Annotated in this window: 12 protein-coding genes and 1 pseudogene; all 13 read left to right on the top strand. The window is 60.3% G+C overall.

Annotated elements, in window-relative coordinates:
• Positions 1-60 precede the first annotated feature (60 nt).
• The 13 genes and pseudogenes from ACIP66_RS03535 to ACIP66_RS03475 all read left to right on the top strand — a co-directional run bounded on the left by ACIP66_RS03535 (position 61) and on the right by ACIP66_RS03475 (position 17,541).
• Positions 61-1,800 carry a CocE/NonD family hydrolase gene (locus tag ACIP66_RS03535; RefSeq protein ID WP_400645463.1) on the top strand — a complete coding sequence of 580 codons (1,740 nt, stop codon included), beginning with the start codon at positions 61-63 and terminating at the stop codon, positions 1,798-1,800.
• Positions 1,801-1,904: 104 nt separating this feature from the next.
• Positions 1,905-2,795: an SDR family oxidoreductase gene (locus ACIP66_RS03530; protein ID WP_400645461.1), complete on the top strand. Its 891-nt coding sequence runs from the start codon at positions 1,905-1,907 to the stop codon at positions 2,793-2,795.
• Positions 2,796-3,184: 389 nt separating this feature from the next.
• Positions 3,185-4,252 (top strand): annotated as a pseudogene (locus ACIP66_RS03525) (HAMP domain-containing protein); the annotation flags it as partial.
• Positions 4,247-5,116 (top strand): methyl-accepting chemotaxis protein, encoded by an 870-nt coding sequence (locus ACIP66_RS03520; protein WP_400645606.1) that lies wholly within the window; start codon positions 4,247-4,249, stop codon positions 5,114-5,116. The pseudogene ACIP66_RS03525 and the gene ACIP66_RS03520, both read left to right, overlap by 6 nt.
• 90 nt (positions 5,117-5,206) lie before the next feature.
• Positions 5,207-7,897 (top strand): alpha-ketoglutarate dehydrogenase, encoded by a 2,691-nt coding sequence (gene mdeB, locus ACIP66_RS03515; RefSeq protein ID WP_400645460.1) that lies wholly within the window; start codon positions 5,207-5,209, stop codon positions 7,895-7,897.
• Between the two features lie 85 nt (positions 7,898-7,982).
• The gene (locus ACIP66_RS03510; protein ID WP_400645457.1) at positions 7,983-9,269 is read left to right on the top strand and encodes a dihydrolipoyllysine-residue acetyltransferase; all 1,287 of its coding nucleotides are present in this window, start codon (positions 7,983-7,985) and stop codon (positions 9,267-9,269) included.
• A gap of 10 nt (positions 9,270-9,279) precedes the next feature.
• Complete coding sequence (gene lpdA, locus ACIP66_RS03505) at positions 9,280-11,064, top strand: dihydrolipoyl dehydrogenase (RefSeq protein ID WP_400645455.1); 1,785 nt, start codon at positions 9,280-9,282, stop codon at positions 11,062-11,064.
• Between the two features lie 11 nt (positions 11,065-11,075).
• A complete protein-coding gene (locus ACIP66_RS03500) occupies positions 11,076-11,933 on the top strand; it encodes a MaoC family dehydratase N-terminal domain-containing protein (protein WP_400645453.1) in 858 nt (285 codons plus the stop codon).
• Between the two features lie 96 nt (positions 11,934-12,029).
• Positions 12,030-13,190: an acyl-CoA dehydrogenase family protein gene (locus ACIP66_RS03495; RefSeq protein ID WP_127195642.1), complete on the top strand. Its 1,161-nt coding sequence runs from the start codon at positions 12,030-12,032 to the stop codon at positions 13,188-13,190.
• Between the two features lie 10 nt (positions 13,191-13,200).
• Positions 13,201-14,394 (top strand): CaiB/BaiF CoA transferase family protein, encoded by a 1,194-nt coding sequence (locus tag ACIP66_RS03490; RefSeq protein ID WP_400645450.1) that lies wholly within the window; start codon positions 13,201-13,203, stop codon positions 14,392-14,394.
• Positions 14,394-15,248 carry an HpcH/HpaI aldolase/citrate lyase family protein gene (locus tag ACIP66_RS03485; RefSeq protein ID WP_400645447.1) on the top strand — a complete coding sequence of 285 codons (855 nt, stop codon included), beginning with the start codon at positions 14,394-14,396 and terminating at the stop codon, positions 15,246-15,248. Before ACIP66_RS03490 ends, ACIP66_RS03485 begins: the two co-directional genes overlap by 1 nt.
• Positions 15,249-15,410: 162 nt before the next feature.
• Positions 15,411-16,931 (top strand): 4-hydroxyphenylacetate 3-hydroxylase family protein, encoded by a 1,521-nt coding sequence (locus ACIP66_RS03480; protein ID WP_017337763.1) that lies wholly within the window; start codon positions 15,411-15,413, stop codon positions 16,929-16,931.
• 73 nt (positions 16,932-17,004) lie between these two features.
• The gene (locus ACIP66_RS03475) at positions 17,005-17,541 is read left to right on the top strand and encodes a carboxymuconolactone decarboxylase family protein (protein WP_282351990.1); all 537 of its coding nucleotides are present in this window, start codon (positions 17,005-17,007) and stop codon (positions 17,539-17,541) included.
• Positions 17,542-17,554: the final 13 nt, after the last annotated feature.

Below are 17,554 nucleotides of genomic sequence, written 5' to 3'. Positions count from 1 at the left end.
GATTGACCAATGAATTAATTGCCCCCGGTGAGTACCGGCGCCAGACAAGGGAGTCTCTCCATGAGCGATACGCAAAAAATTTACACACCGTCGACGCCACTGCCACCTGCCCGAACCGGCTTGTTGACCGCTTTCGAGCCGGGCACGCGCACGCTGGAAAAGGGCTTTCAGATCGCACCGCAGTTTCGCCCGATCCCCGTCGACATCGTGTTCGAGAAGGACGTCGCGGTGCAGTTGCGCGATGGCGTGACGATTTACGTCGACGTGTTCCGCCCGGCCGGTAGCGAAAAAGTGCCGGTGATTGTTGCGTGGAGTCCTTACGGCAAAGGGCAGGGCACCTCCGTCAGTGTGATGGGCGTGTTTGGTCTGGTCGGTTTGAACAACAATGTCGTGTCGGGGCTAGCCAAGTTCGAAGCGCCGGATCCTGCGTATTGGTGCGCCAACGGTTACGCGATCTGCAACCCGGACATTCGCGGCTGCGTTGATTCCGAAGGCAACAGCGTGCTTTGGGATCGTCAGGACGGTCGCGATTGCCACGACCTGATCAACTGGCTCGCGGAGCAGTCGTGGTGCAGCGGCAATGTCGGCATGAGCGGCACCTCGTACCTGGCCGTTTCGCAGTGGTTTACCGCCGCCGAGCAGCCTGCGGCGCTGAAAGCGATCAACCCGTGGGAAGGTGTCAGTGACGTGTACCGCGACCTGGTGCTGCGTGGCGGCATGCCCGATCTCGCCTTCGCCGGGCTGTTGCAGAACGGCAGTTTCTTCGGAAAGAACAACAAGGAAGACATCCTTGCTGAAGCCGCGCGCTACCCGTTGATGAACGAACTTTGGGAAAACAAGATTCCAGAGTTCGAACGCATCAATGTGCCAGCGTACATCGTCGCCAGCTATTCCAACACGCTGCACACCGCCGGTACGTTCCGCGGGTGGCGACGAATTGCTTCGCAGGACAAATGGCTGCGCATCCACAACACTCAAGAGTGGCCGGATTACTACGACGAAGCGAACGTCGATGACCTGCGGCGCTTCTTTGACCGCTACCTCAAAGGCCAGGCTAACGACTGGGAATCCACCCCTCGCGTGCGTTACGCCGTGCACGACTTCGAAGGCGGCGACCAGGTTAACGTCGCGGCTGAAGAGTTTCCGCCACAAGGCGCGGTATCGACCAGGTTCTACCTTGACGGTCGCTCGCGCACGCTGACCTGCGAAGCACCAGCGGCCGATGTCGCGGTTTCCTATGGTGTTGCCAACAACCCGAATGCGGTTTCATTTATCACCCGTTTCGATCAGGTCACCGAGCTGGTCGGCTACCCCAAAGCGCACCTTTGGGTAGAAGCCAAAGGCGCCGACGACATGGACTTGTTTGTGCTGGTGCAGAAACTCGATGCCTATGGCACGCCGCTGCAGCAGTTCACCACGCCTAATAACAGCGCGATGATTCACGATCTCACCGATCACGGCGCGACCATTCTTCGCTACAAAGGCTCGGACGGCCGCTTGCGTGTCTCGGCGCGGCATCTGGATAAAGCGCTTTCAAGCGTGGACGTGCCGGCCCACAGCTTTGATCGCGTGGAAAAACTCGCTCCGGGCGAGATCGTCGATGTCGAGATCGACCTGCTGCCGCTCGGCATCAAGTTCTACCCCGGCGAACAGCTGCGCTTCGTCATCAGCTCGCGCAACTTGATGGGAACGATGATGCCCGGCATCGCCGAGTACACCGGCGCCAACAGCGGCGAACACGTGATCCACACCGGCGGTGAACACGCCTCCTACCTGCAACTCCCCGTCAAACTCAGCTGATCCTGGTGTGCGCCGTGCTCTTCAAAGGGTAGGGCGCACTTCACCTGTGGCGTTGAAAACCCTGTATCGATCGCGCCATGGTTTCCTTTCAGGAGATAAATCCTTTGATTCTTATCACCTCGGCCAACGGTAACCAGGGCAAACGGCTGGTGCCCAAACTGCTCGCGTCCGGCCATCAAATACGGGCTTGCGTCAGAACCGAATCCTCCGCCGAGCAACTGCACAAGCTCGGCGTACACCAAGTGCGGGTAGGCGATCTCGCCGATTCGGCGTTTATTGCCCAAGCCATGAAGGGCGTCAAAAGCGTGTACCACATCGGCCCGACGCTGCATCACGACGAACGCGCGATGGGCTTCGCCATGATTGATGCCGCCAGAGCAGAGGGCGTCGAGCATTTCGTGTTCAGTTCTGTGCTGCACGCCATCGCCAGCGATTTGATCCAGCACGAAATCAAGCGCGACATTGAAGAGCACCTACTGTGTTCCGGGCTCGAATACACCATTTTGCAACCCGCCAATTACATGCTGCCGACACGATTGAAAGCGGTGTTTGAAGAAGGCGTGTTCCGCCTGGCGTGGTCACTGGACAGACGCCAGTCGATGGTCGATCTGGAAGACTTTACGGACGTGGTTGCGTTGGTGTTGTCTGATCGCAAACGTCACGGCGGGGCCACCTACGAGCTGGTCGGCCCCGGACGGTTCACTGCGCACGAGATTGGCGCGGTTGCTTCGCAAGTGGTGGGGCGCGAGATCAAAGTCGAACGCTTCGATGTCGAGGTGTTTGTCCGCGAACGTTTCGGCAATCTTGAGCCCGAAGCGCTTCAACATATGTTGCGGATGAACCTGGCGATCGCCAGGCATTACAGTAACCACGACTTTGTCGGTAATTCCAATGTGCTGTCTTTTCTGTTGGGCCGCGCGCCGACGACGTTCGAAACGTTTGTCCGCAGGGAATATGCGCAATTCAAGGAAGCCAAGAAAACCCTTTCCGACTAAGGCACTCCCTGCCAACCCGCGATCCATTGTAGGAGCTGCGGCACGCTGCGATCTTTTCATTCTGATCTTAAAAACACAGATCAAAAGATCGCAGCGTGCCGCAGCTCCTACAGGAACTCTGTGAAATGTCGTCCATGAGCCGCTCGTGCAATGCGGCGGCTCCCGCGTAAATCCAAGGCTATTAGCGTTTCAACTGACTCCCATCTTTATTGGCCATTGGCCGAGCCACATGCCTACGCGATAGGCTCCAAACGTAAGAAATGCAGCGCCTCTGAATCCAAAAAAACAACAAAAAGAAGCCCTCATATGCTCAGTTTGCCTTGGTGTTCTCTGCCGTTTCCGTTCGGGTTCAGATTTGCCTCACCAGCGTGCCAAGGTGCGTTCCGGTGATGGGCCGCGCACTCGGCAACCTGTCGGTTGGCAGCAAACTGTGGCTGGGTTTTGGCTTGGTGTTGTTGTCGACATTAGCCGTAGCCGCGACTGCGTTTTACGCCTTCAACGTACTCGAAACCCGCGCCAGGAAGATGAACGACGTCGCCGCCGTTGAGTCGTTGATTCTGCAAGCGCAGGCCGCGGTCAAGGCGTTCGGCCTGAACCTGGCCGAGGACGAAGCTAATAAGGTCGCCGGGCTTACCGCCGAGCTGGTGGCGTTGCTGGAAAAATCGCAAATGGACAGCGGGCAGGGCGCCTCCAAAGAAGCCACCCACGATTATCTCGCCCAGTTCGAACGGTATGCCCAGGCGCAGCGCGATGCCCGCGAGGCTCGCCTGCGCATGCAGCAACTGGCGCAAGTGGTGGGCGAGCGTTTCACCGTGGTAATGCTCGATCAACTCGACGCGGTCAACTTGCTGGCCTCGCGGACTCAGCCGGCGGACGCGGTACGCATGCTGCAACTGGAGCAAGCCTCCACGCTGCGCGACAAATTGGCGAACCTGCGTGACAGCGAACTCTATTTCACTCTACAAGGCAGCACCGAAGAGCGTAACGCCTGGGAAGCGCGTGTCATTGAACTGCGCTCTTACATGGAAAACCTCGAACTGCGCCTCGAAGGCACCGAGCGCGAATCGCTGACCCAGGCTCGTACAGCGCTGGATGAATACCGCGCCGCGTTCAATGGTTACGCCGCAAGCCGTGAGCAAACCAGCGACAGCCAGGTGGCCATGAACGGCGCAGCTGACAAAGTCAGTCAATTGCTCCGCGAAGTTCGCGCCACACAGGTTCAAGCCTCGCAGGCAATGGGTCAGCGGGTATCGCGGTTGCTGGCGGGGATGGTGCTGTTGGCGCTCGCCCTTGGCATCAGCGCGAGTCTGTTGATTCGTCACTTGATTCTGCAACCGTTGCGTCAAGCGGTTGAGCTGACTCGCCGCGTAGCGTCGGGCGATCTCAGCGCGCAGATCGATGCCGCAGGACGCCGCGATGAGCTGGGCCAGCTGCTCGGCAGCGTCGGCGTCATGCTGGAAAGTTTACGTGGGCTGATCGGCCGGATTGGCCAGGGCGTCGGGCAGTTGAACCACGCCGCCAACAGTCTGGTGCAGGTCACCGAGCGTACGCGTCAAGGCGTCGACTCGCAGCGTGAAGAAACCGAGCTGGCGGCCACCGCGATGCAACAGATGGCCGCAACGGCCCAGGACGTCGCGCGCAATGCCAGTCAGACCCGCCACGCCGTCGAACAGGCCAATGATCAGGCGCGCAAAGGCGAAGCACTGGTGCATCAGGCGACCAGCAAGATCGGTCACCTGGCCGAAGAAATGAGCGGCTGTTCCGACGCCATGGGCTCGTTGCTCAACGAGAGCGCAGCGATCGGCAAGGTACTCGACGTAATCAGTGCCCTGGCCGGGCAGACCAATTTGCTCGCCCTCAATGCAGCGATTGAAGCGGCACGGGCCGGCGAAAACGGTCGTGGTTTTGCTGTAGTCGCCGACGAGGTACGCAACCTGGCCCGGCGCACCCAAACCTCCACTGACGACATCGCCGCCATCATTCAACAGTTGCGAATCGTCGCTGAGCACGCCGCCAGCCGCTTGCAGGGCAGTCAAGTCCTGACCGTCGAAAGCGTGGTGCTTGCCGCACAAGCGTCACAAGCGCTGCAGGAAATCGCAGCGGCGGTGTCGACGGTCGAGCAGATGAGTCAGCAGATCGCGGCGGCGGCAGAACAGCAGAGCGCCGTGGCAGAACAGGTTGGCGAAAGCATGCAACGAGTACGTGCAGTGTCTGAGCAAAGCACTGCTGCGAGCGGCTTGCTCGACGCCTCGGTGCGCGGCCTGGAACAGGTGGGCGGCGCGCTCAACGCAGCCGTTGGTGGTTTTCGCACGGTGTCTTGAAACAGGTTCATTTGCAGTTATGAGGCTGAGTACGGCGGCACGTTCTGTCGGTTCATCTCTAAGCAAACAACAACAAGAGTGGAGGCAGATATGAGTTCGCTAAATGAAAATTCGATCCCTGGGTCGTTGGCTTCACTGGATAGCGACCGGGATGAAACGCAGGAATGGCTCGAGTCGCTGGAGGCCGTCGTGCGCGATGGCGGCTCCGAGCGCGGCCAGTTTCTGCTCAAACAGTTAGAGCAACACGCAAGAGCACTTGGCATCACCTCGCATGTGCACCCGTACTCGGCGTATCGGAACACAATTCCGATTGAACGGCAGGGTTCCTACCCAGGGGACCTTGCTGTCGAGGAACGGATTACGTCAATCATTCGCTGGAATGCATTGGCCATGGTGGTGCGCGCCAATCAGGCATACGGGGATCTGGGTGGGCATATCGCAAGTTATGCGTCCGCCGCAGAAATCTTCGAGGTCGGTTTCAACCATTTCTTCCGTGCCCGCGACGAAAGTCACGGCGGCGATCTGGTGTTTTATCAGCCGCACTCGGCGCCGGGTGTCTACGCCCGGGCGTTCCTGGAGGGCAGGCTATCCGAGGAACAACTGGCCAACTATCGCCAGGAAGTCGGCGGCAACGGCTTGAGTTCCTACCCACACCCTTGGTTGATGCCGGACTTCTGGCAGTTCCCGACCGGCTCGATGGGTATTGGTCCGATCAGTGCGGTTTATCAAGCGCGCTACATGCGCTACCTCGAACACCGCAACTTGGCCGAAACCGCCGACCGTCATGTGTGGGGCGTGTTTGGTGACGGTGAAATGGACGAACCCGAATCGATCGCCGGGCTCACGCTCGCGGCGCGGGAAAAACTCGACAACCTGACCTTTATCGTCAACTGCAACTTGCAGCGGCTGGACGGACCCGTGCGGGGCAACGGTCAAGTCATTCAAGAGCTCGAAGCGTTGTTCACGGGCGCCGGCTGGAATGTGGTCAAAGTCATTTGGGGCTCGGACTGGGATCCGTTGTTTTCCCGGGACACCAACAACGCCTTGCTGCAACGTTTTGCCCAAACCGTCGATGGTCAGTACCAGACGCTCGGGTCCAAGGACGGCGCCTACAACTTGCTGCACTTCTTCCAGCAGGATCCAGAGATCAAAGAGCTGGTCTCGCACATGTCCGATGCCGAGATTGATGCCCTGAAACGCGGCGGTCACGATTTCCGCAAGCTGCATGCAGCCTTCGCCGCTGCCAAGGCGCACAAGGGCCGGCCGACCGTCATCCTCGCCAAAACCAAAAAAGGTTACGGCATGGGCGGCGCCGGAGAGTCGCGCATGACATCGCACCAGGCCAAGAAGCTGGATGTCGATGCACTCAAGGCGTTCCGTGATCGTTTCGCGCTGCCACTCTCGGACGATGACGTCGCGCAACTGCGCTTCTATCGCCCGGCCGAAGACAGCCAGGAAATGCGTTATCTGCGTGAGCGCCGAATTTCGCTGGGCGGCTACATGCCGGCGCGGCAGAAGGGCAGCGAGCACGTCGCCATCCCGGCATTGGCGGACTACGCACGTTTCGCTTTTGAAGCTGACGGCAAGGAAATGTCCACCACCATGGCCGTGGTGCGCATGCTTGGCGGTTTGCTCAAAGACAAAGAACTCGGGCCGCGCGTCGTGCCGATCGTCGCCGATGAAGCGCGGACGTTTGGTATGGCCAACCTGTTCCGTCAGATCGGTATCTACTCACCGCTCGGGCAGCTTTACGAGCCAGAAGATGCCGGTTCGATGCTCTATTACCGTGAAGCCCGTGACGGTCAGCTGTTGGAGGAGGGCATCACCGAAGCCGGTGCATTGTCTTCGTGGGTCGCTGCCGCGACGTCTTACAGCGCGCACGGCAAACCGATGCTGCCGTTCTACATCTACTACTCGATGTTCGGTTTCCAGCGTGTCGGCGATCTGATTTGGGCTGCGGCCGACCAGCGCGCTCGTGGCTTTTTGCTCGGCGCCACCGCCGGGCGCACGACGCTGGGCGGGGAAGGGCTGCAACACCAGGACGGTAGCAGCCATGTGGTGGCGGCCACGGTTCCCAACTGCCGTGCCTATGACCCGGCGTTCGCGGGCGAACTCGCGGTGATTGTCGACCATGGCATGCGCCAGATGATGGAACGCGATGTCGATGAGTTCTATTACATCACCGTGATGAACGAGAACTACGCCCAGCCTTCTTTGCCCTCCGGTGTGGAAGATCAAATCATTCGCGGCATGTATCGCTACGCCGTGACACATGCACCTGCGTCGCGTGGAACCGTGCGGCTGCTGGGTTCCGGCACGATTCTGCGCGAAGTCATCGCGGCATCTGAACTGTTGGCAGCTGACTGGCAGGTGTCGAGCGAGGTCTTCAGCGTCACCAGTTTCAGCGAACTGGCACGAGAAGCGCGGGAAGTGGAGCGACGTAATCGTCTGAATCCAACTGAGCCTGAGCAAGTCAGCCATCTGTGCGCCTCGCTGGCAGGCAACGCGCCGGTGATTGTCGCCTCCGACTATGTGCGCGCCTGGCCGCAACTGATCGCCAGTTACGTCGATGCACGCTTCATTGCCCTGGGCACCGACGGCTTTGGTCGCAGCGATACCCGGGCTGCGTTGCGCAGCTTCTTCGAAGTCGATCGCCATCAAGTGGCGCTGGCTGCACTGGACGGTCTGGTGCGTGACGGCAGCTTGCCGCGTCAGGTGCTGGCCGAGGCCATTGAGCGCTATGGCCTGAAAGGTGATAGCCCGGCGCCGTGGACACGCTAAGCGGTTTTCTCTTCGCACGCGCTCAATGAGCGCTCCCTCCGTTGCGTGAGTGCGCAACGGATCTATTTCTGGGCGACGGTACGTCATGAGTGAAATCAGAGAAATTCATGTCCCTGACATTGGGGACTTCAAAGACCTGCCCGTGATCGAGGTATTGGTCAAACCGGGCGATAAAGTAGCGTTCGATGACCCACTGCTGACGCTGGAGTCGGACAAGGCCTCGATGGACGTGCCGAGCCCAGGCGCCGGCACCGTTGTGGCGGTGACGATCAAGGAAGGCGATCGCGTTTCCAAGGGCAGTTCGATCCTCACGTTGCAGATGGCGATTGATGAAGCGCCTGTTGCGCAACCGCCCGTCATTAGCCCGGTCGTGGCCGAACCCATCGTCAACGTTCCTCCGCAGCCAGCCGTCGCCAAAGCGCCTGCGCCAGTGGTGAGTATTTCCGGGCCGAAACCCCACGCCAGCCCTTCGGTACGCAGCTATGCGCGAAAACTGGGCGTGGATGTCAGCCGCGCAATTGCCACCGGCAAGGGCGGGCGACTGCTTCGTGAAGATATCGAACGTTTCGTCAAAGACGCTCTGCTGCGTCTGGACAGTTCCGCGCCGCGTGCCGATCAAACCGGTGGGCTCAATCTGCTGCCGTGGCCGGACATCGACTTTGCCAAATTCGGCACGGTCGAGAAGGTCGCGATGTCGCGTATCAAAAAGATCTCCGGCGCAAATCTCGCGCGCAACTGGGTGATGATCCCCCACGTCACCAACAACGAAGAAGTCGACATTACCGAGCTGGAAGCATTTCGCGTGCAGCTCAATCTGGAAGGCGGCAAGGACGCGATCAAGTACACCATGCTCGCGTTTTTGATCAAGGCCGCCGTCGCCACCTTGAAAGCCTTCCCGTCGTTCAACAGTTCGCTGGGCAACGAAGACGGCGAGCCGATCCTGATCCTCAAGCAGTACTTCCACATCGGTTTTGCCGCTGACACGCCGAACGGTCTGGTGGTGCCGGTCATTCGCGATGCTGACAAAAAGGGCATCGGCCAAATCGCCACGGAATGCGCCGAACTGGCGCGAAAAGCTCGGGACGGCAAGTTGGGGCCCGCCGACATGAGCGGCGGCACCTTCACCGTTTCCAGCCTGGGCGGCATTGGCGGCACCGGTTTTACGCCGATTATCAATGCGCCGGAAGTGGCGATCCTCGGCGTTACCCGTGCGCAAATCAGACCGGTTTGGGATGGCAAAGCTTTCGCGCCGCGTCTCATTCTGCCCATGGCACTGTCATGGGATCACCGCGTCGTCGATGGCGCGGCGGCGGCACGTTTCCTTCAGCACCTGGCGGCTCTGTTGGCAGATTTCCGTCGAATTACGCTGTGAGGGAATGCCCATGAGTCAGCTTATTGAAGTGAAGATGCCCGGCATCGGCGATGCCGCTGCCATGCCGGTGATTGAAATACTGGTCAAGATTGGCGATGTGGTGGCCGTCGATGACCCGCTCTGCACGCTGGAGTCCGACAAGGCGACCATGGATGTACCGTCTTCTGCCGCCGGTGTGGTCAAGGAAATTAGAGTCAAGGTTGGCGAGAAGGTCGGCGAAGGCGCGGTGTTGTTGACGCTGGAATCGAATGGGTCGGCGATTCAGCCAACGCCAACGCCAACGCCAACGCCAACGCCAACAGCAGCAGCGGCCGCAACCGCCAGCGGCACAGAGCTGCAGTGCGACGTGCTGGTGCTCGGCGGCGGTCCCGGCGGTTACTCCGCTGCGTTCCGCTCGGCCGATCTGGGCCGGATAACCATCATTGTCGAGCGCTACGCCTCATTGGGCGGCGTGTGCCTGAACGTCGGTTGCATCCCTTCCAAAGCGCTGCTGCATATCGCTTCGGTCATGGAGGAAGTTCCGCATCTAGCGTCGCTGGGCATCGACTTCGGTGCCCAAAAGGTCGATATCGACAAGTTACGCGCGCACAAAGATTCGGTGGTCAACAAGCTCACGGGCGGTCTTGCCGGCATGGCTAAGGGGCGCAAAGTCGAGGTCGTGCGCGGCGTTGGCCGATTCCTCGATCCGCAGCGCATCGAGGTCGCTCTGTGTTCCGGCTCCGGGCAGGAGCAGACGGGCGAGAAACAGGTAATTCGCTTCAAACAATGCGTAATTGCCGCCGGCAGTCAGGCCGTGAAGTTGCCGTTTATGCCCCAGGATCCGCGCATCGTTGACTCAACCGGTGCTCTGGAACTCAGGTCTGTGCCTAAACGCATGTTGGTGGTCGGCGGTGGGATTATCGGCCTGGAAATGGCCACGGTTTATTCGGCCCTGGGCGCACGTATCGATGTGGTCGAGATGCTGGACGGCTTGATGCAAGGCCCGGATCGCGACCTGGTCAAGGTCTGGGAAAAGCACAACAGCCATCGTTTCGATCACCTGATGTTGAACACGCGCACGGTGAAAGCCGAGGCGAGCGAGCAGGGCATCTGGGTGACCTTCGAGGGTGAAAAAGCACCCGCAGAACCGCAGTGCTATGACCTGGTGTTGGTCGCGGTCGGGCGCAAACCCAATGGCAACCAGCTCGATGCCGACAAGGCCGGCGTCAATATCAATGAGCGCGGTTTCATCCCCGTCGATAAGCAACTGCGCACCAACGTGCCGCATATCTTCGCGATTGGCGACATCGTCGGCCAACCGATGCTGGCCCACAAAGCCGCTCACGAGGGCCATGTCGCCGCTGAAGTCGCGGCAGGCGAAGCCTTGAACAATGCCGAACTGGCCCGCAGCCGCTTTGATGCGTTGCAGATTCCCGGCGTGGCCTACACCAATCCCGAAGTGGCTTGGGCCGGCCTGACCCAGCAAGAAGCCAAAGACCAAGGCATCAAGGTCGAGACGGCGGTTTTCCCATGGGCGGCATCTGGCCGTGCCATTGCCAATGGTCGCGATGAAGGCTTCACCAAGCTGCTGTTCGACGCACACACCCATCGCGTGGTCGGCGGCGGCATCGTCGGTACCGGTGCGGGTGATCTGATCAGCGAGGTGTGCCTCGCTATCGAAATGGGCGCCAACGCCGAGGACATCGGCAAAACCATCCACCCGCATCCGACATTGGGTGAAACCGTGGGGATGGCGGCAGAGGTTGCCCACGGCAGCTGCACCGACTTGCCGGCGGCACGGCGTAAAGAGGCGTGAAGGAGATGACCATGAATGCCTGTAATGAGGCGACTCTCGCGGACTTGAGCGATTGGGTGGGCCGCGAGGAACTGCGTAGCGATCGTATCGATCAACGCACTGCGCAAGCGCTGGCAGCGACGCTCGACCTCGATTCCGACACCCTGCAGGAAGGCTGTGAATTGCCGCCCTTGTGGCACTGGGTGTACTTCTCGCCAAATGCCCGACACAGCGAAATCGGCGTCGACGGCCATCCGCAACGCGGCGGTTTCCTGCCGCCAGTGAACCTGCCCAACCGTATGTGGGCGGGCGGACGCTTGAGCTTCGAGCAGCCGCTGCGCGTCGGGGAAGCCGTCACCAGGGTTTCGCGCATCCTGCGCTGCGAACGCAAATCCGGGCGCAATGGCGAGCTGCTGTTTGTCACCGTCGAACACAAAATTTCTGGTGAAAGTGGTGTGTGCGTGGTGGAGGAACAGGACATTGTCTACCGCCAACCAGCGCCTCAAGGAGCGCCCCTTGCCGGCGAAGCGACGGAGCGCCAAGGCGAATTCCGCCGACTGATTCATCCCGACCCGGTCTTGCTGTTCCGTTATTCGGCACTGACGTTCAACGGCCATCGCATTCACTACGACAAGCCCTACGCCACGCTGGAAGAAGGCTATCCGGGCCTCGTCGTGCAGGGCCCGCTGGCCGCGACATTGCTGCTCGAAGGCTTTCGCGCGGCGCACCCGAACAAGCGTATACGACGCTTCGCTTTCCGCGCGATCGGCCCGCTGTTCGATACGGCGGACTTTGCAGTGTGCGGACAGCTCACCGGCCTGGGCACCGCCGATCTTTGGACTGACTGCAACAGGCGCTCGACGATGAAAGCTGAAGTCACGTTCGACTGACACCCAAGCGTTTTCAAAAAGGTGCCGCTGTGCAGGAGCGCCAAGAGCACTGCTGCGCCGCGATCACCACAAACAAGACAGGAAACCGACATGACCATGCTCTACGCCCCCGATGAACACCAGGAAATCCGCGACGCCGTCCGTGCCTTGTGCAGTGAGTTTCCAGACGAATACCACCGCAAGATCGACGAGCAGCGGGCCTACCCTGAGGCCTTTGTTGATGCACTGATCAGCGCGGGCTGGCTCTCGGCGATGATCCCGGAAGAATACGGCGGCTCGGGACTGGGGTTGACCGAGGCGTCGGTGATCATGGAAGAGATCAATCGTTCCGGCGGCAACTCCGGCGCAGTCCATGGCCAGATGTACAACATGAGCACGCTGCTGCGTAACGGCAGCACCGCGCAGAAAGAAAAATACCTGCCAAAGATTGCCGCCGGCGAGTTGCGCATCCAGTCGATGGCGGTCACCGAGCCAACCACGGGAACAGACACCACCAAGATCAAAACCAACGCCGTGAAGAAAGACGGCCGCTACGTGGTCAACGGGCAAAAAGTGTGGATTTCGCGGGTGCAGCACTCCGACCTGATGATCCTGCTCGCACGCACCACGCCGCTGACCGAGGTGAAGCGCAAGTCTGAAGGCATGTCGATTTTCATCGTCGACCTCAAAGACGCCATCGGCAAGGGCCTGACCGTGCAGCCAATCCCCAACATGGTCAATCACGAGACCAACGAGCTGTTCTTCGACAGCCTGGAGATCCCTGAGGAAAACCTGATTGGCGAGGAGGGCAAGGGCTTCAAATATATCCTCGATGGGCTTAACGCCGAGCGTACGTTGATCGCTGCCGAATGCATCGGTGACGGTTACTGGTTCATGGAGCGCGCCGTCAAATACGCCAACGAACGCGTGGTGTTCGACCGTCCCATCGGGCAGAACCAGGGCGTGCAATTCCCGATTGCCGACTCTTTCATCGAGATCGAGGCCGCCAACCTGATGCGTTTCAAGGCCTGCCAGCTATTCGACGCGCACCAACCCTGTGGCGCCCAGGCCAACATGGCCAAGTACCTCGCCGCCAAAGCGTCGTGGGAAGCCGCCAACGTTTGCCTGCAAACCCACGGCGGTTTCGGCTTCGCCAATGAATACGACATTGAGCGCAAATTCCGCGAGACCCGGCTGTACCAGGTCGCGCCGATCTCCACCAACCTGATCTATTCCTACGTCGCCGAGCACTTGCTCGGGCTGCCGCGTTCTTTCTGAGGACTCCGTTATGGCATCTACCCAACCGGTACTTGCGCTAGAAGGGATCACGGTGGTCTCGCTCGAGCACGCCATCGCAGCACCTTTGGCCACGCGTCATCTGGCTGATCAGGGCGCACGGGTGATCAAGGTCGAGCGTCCGGGCAGCGGCGATTTTGCCCGTGCCTATGACGCGCGTGTCGATGGTCTGGCCTCGCATTTTGTCTGGGTCAATCGCTCGAAAGAGAGCCTTGCGCTCGACCTGAAACAACCCGAGGCACAGGAGATTCTGATGAAGCTTCTGGCCGAAGCCGATGTGCTGGTGCAAAACCTTGCACCGGGCGCGGCTGCCCGATTGGGGCTTTCGTACGAAGCACTGGCTGCGAAAAACCCGAAGCTGATCGTCTGTGACATTTCTGGATACGGTGAGGGCGGCCCGTACACCGAGAAAAAGGCTTACGACTTGCTGATTCAGAGCGAGGCCGGCTTCCTGTCGATCACTGGCACACCGGAAGAGCAGGTCAAGGCCGGCATTTCCATCGCCGACATTGCGGCGGGCATGTACGCCTATACCAATATCCTTGCGGCGCTGATCGAGCGCGGCAAAACCGGCCGTGGCCGGCGCATCGAGATCGCAATGATTGATGCGATGGTCGAGTGGATGGGCTTCCCGATGTACTACGCCTACGAAGGGCAGGAGCCACCGCGCCGTACGGGTGCTTCGCACGCGACGATTTACCCTTACGGGCCGTTCCGCGCCGGCGATGGCCGTACCGTCATGCTCGGCCTGCAGAACGAACGCGAATGGGCGGTGTTCTGCGAAAAGTTGTTGGGTGACGCAGCACTCGCCACGGATGCGCGGTTTGCCAGCAATGCGCTGCGCACTGCCAACCGCGAAGTCTTGAGCAAATTGATCGAGCACAACTTTGCCAGTCTCAGCGCTGATGATGTAATGGCTCGCCTCGATGCCGCTGACATCGCCAATGCCAACGTCAGCACCATGAACGACATCTGGAACCATCCGCAACTCGCCGCGCGTCAGCGTTGGACTACCGTGAACACGCCCGCAGGCCCGATACCTGCACTGCAACCACCGGGCATGGGCGGTGAGCATCCCGCGCGCATGGGCCCGGTGCCGGCACTCGGGGAACATACCGCGGCGATTCTTCGTGAACTGGGTTACGCCGACCGTGCCGATGAACTGCATGACAGGACGGTGGTGTGATGGCGATTCGACAATTGAATCTGGCGCGGGCACGCACCTTTCTATTCGTGCCCGCAAACCGTCCGGAACGCATTGGTAAAGCGCTAGCCAGCGGCACCGACATCGTCGTGGTCGATCTTGAAGATGCGGTGGCACCGGTCGACAAACCGGCGGCGCGTCTGGCCTTGCTGGCCTGGCTGGATGAGCATCCGGATGAGCGCGTGGTCGTGCGGATCAACGCCGCCGACACTCTGTGGCATGAGCATGATCTGGCAGCCTGCCGTCACACCGGCATCGCTGCCGTGATGCTGCCAAAAGCCGACAACGCGGCGCAGGTGCAGCACGCCCATCATGTCACCGGCAAACCGCAGTTGTGCATCATCGAGACCGTGCAAGGCATTGACGCCTTGGCCCATATCGCCGGCGCACCGGGTTGCGCGCGGTTAATGTTCGGCAAGCTGGATCTGGCCGTCGAACTCGATCTGATCCCCGACGAATCAGACCCTGAAGAACTGGTGTTTCTGCCTTGGCGCGCAATGATCGTGCTCGCGAGCAAACGGGCGCGATTGCCGGCGCCGGTCGATGGCGTGTTCACCGCCATCGGTGATCAATCAGGCCTGGCCCGGTACGCCGCTCGTGCGCGGCGACACGGGTTCAGTGGCCAGTTGTTGATTCATCCCAGTCAGGTCACAGAAGCCGCGGTGGCCTTCACGCCCTCGGCGCAGGACATCGAATGGGCGCAAGCCGTTTGCCAGCTGGGTGACGCCGCCGGCGGCGGGGTGGTGGTGCTCGACGGCCGGATGATCGATGCCCCGGTGATGGCGCGGGCGCGGAACATTCTTGCCTTGGCGGCGGAGTTTGGCCTCGCTACCTGAAGCGTCGTTCTTTTCTATTTCGGAACAACTCTTCGGCCCATTCACAAATTCTTAAAAGTGCCCCATCTCAATACTATCGAGGTGTGGCAACCGCAGCCGAATTCGCCTTGCGCCGGGTAGTCCCGCCGCAGGCCAAACGTTTCAAATGCAGGAGCATGACCCATGGAAAATAACGCAAACAAAAAACCGATGGCCATGAGTGGAGCCCGCAACGGAGTACGCAACGGGGCCGATTACATCGCCTCGCTGCAAGACGGTCGCTCCGTGTGGATTGATGGCGAGCGCATCAAGGACGTGACGGTGGATCGCCGTTTCCGTGGCGCGATTCAATCCATCGCGGATCTGTACGACATCCAGTGCGATCCCGCCTTGCAGGACAAGATGACCTTCGAATCACCGACCTCCGGTGCGCGCGTTGGTCGTTCGTTCATGCTGCCGCGTTCGGCTGACGATCTGCGTCTGCGCCGGGAAATGATGAAGACCTGGATGGACGCTGTCGGCGGCATGATGGGCCGCACGCCGGACTTCCTTAACGTCATGGTCAGCGCGCATGCCTCGGCGCACGAACTGTTCGCTGCCGGCGGTGAGCAATTCGGCCAGAACATTCTCAAATACCATGAGTTCATCCGCGAAAACGACCTCGCGCTGACGCACTCGCTGGTGTCGCCGGACATCGACAAGCGCCTGCAAATGTTCGAGCAGCCGGGCGACATGGTCATGCGCGTGGTGCGCGAATCCGATGCCGGCATCTACGTGTCCGGCGCACGCTCGGTGGCCACCCTCGGCCCGTTGGCCAACGAAGTGCTGATCATGCCGGCGGCGGCGAAATTCCCGCTGGTGGCGGATGCCGAAGCCTACGCGGTGGGTTTCGCAGCACCGATCGACACCCCCGGGATGAAGATGATTTGCCGTCCTTCGCTGCCAGCGAAGGGCCGGTTCGCTAACGACCCGCTGACCGGGCGCATGGACGAAATGGACGCCGTGCTGTGGTTCGAAGAGGCGTTTATCCCGTGGGAACGGGTGTTCATGTATCGCAGCATCAAAGCGGTTGAATCGGCGATGAAGTCGCCATCCGGCCCGCACGGTTCGCACCAGTCCGCCACGCGGTCGCTGGCGAAGATGGAGTTCCTGCTGGGCATCGCCTACAACCTGACCGAAGTGAACCACAGCCGTTTCCCCAACGTCATGGTGCAACTGTCGGAATTGGTCGCTTATGTCGAAACCCTGCGCGCGATGATTCGTGTCGCTGAAATCGACTGCGTGCCAGGCCCCGGTGGCACCGTTGTGCCGTACGAACAACCGCTGAATGTGGTGCGCGCGCAATACCCGGCGATGCATGCGCGAGCGCTGGAAATCCTGCAATTGTTGGGTGCTGGCAACGTGGTGGTCGCGCCAACGGTCGAGGATCTCTACAGCGAAAACGGCCCGGCCATCGAACGTTATTGCGCTGGGGCCGATATCCCCGCCGAACGCAAAATGCAGCTGTTGCGGCTGGCCTGGGACGCGTCCTGCTCGTCGTTTGCCGGACGCCAGAACCTGTACGAAAAATTTTTCTCGGGCGATCCATGGCGCAACGCGCAAATGCGTGGCGAACGCTATCCCGGTGCTCGCGAGGCGCAAGACCGTGTGTGGGCGTTCCTTGATCGCAATAGCGAATGGGATCAGCGCATCAACGGCCAATAAGCGAAAGCTTCCGCAGCGGTCTTGATAGCCACGCTGCGGCGGCTGACTAAAACAATAATGTGCGGAGTTTTGTATGCCTCGTATCCAGCTGCCCACCCCCGACGACGAACCCGAAGCCTTTGCCCTGCTGCGCGCCAAGCGTGGCCACGCGCCGAATGCGCAGATCTTTCGCACTCTGGCGACTTGCCCGGAGATTCTCGAGGTTTTCATTCCCATGGCCGACGCGGTGCGCAACGGCTGTGGCATTGATCCGAAATTGCGTGAGATGGCCATCGTCATGGCGTGCCAGACCATGGGCACCCATTACGAACACGATCCGCATTGGAATCGAGCCCTCAAGGAAGGCGTGCTAAAGGAACAGATGCAAGCGCTGTGGGATTTTGAAAAGAGCGCGCTGTTCTCCGATCTGGAGAAGGCCGTACTGCGCCTGGCCCGGGACGCAACCCGAGCGCCGGCGCAGGTCAGCGACAAGGTCTGGGAAGACGTTTACCACGGCCTCGGGCAAAAGCAGAGCGTGGCGCTGCTGTTCAATATTGGTTGGTACAACATGACCGGTCGGTTGACTGGCCCCCTCGAGTTGAGCAACGAGGCCGATTTCACTCGGCTCTGAAAAGACATCAGGA

Source organism: Pseudomonas sp. NPDC088429, from assembly GCF_044753305.1.
Taxonomy (GTDB): domain Bacteria; phylum Pseudomonadota; class Gammaproteobacteria; order Pseudomonadales; family Pseudomonadaceae; genus Aquipseudomonas; species Aquipseudomonas rustica.
Note: the sequence above shows the minus strand (reverse complement) of the source record. Positions and strands in the feature narration are given on the sequence as shown.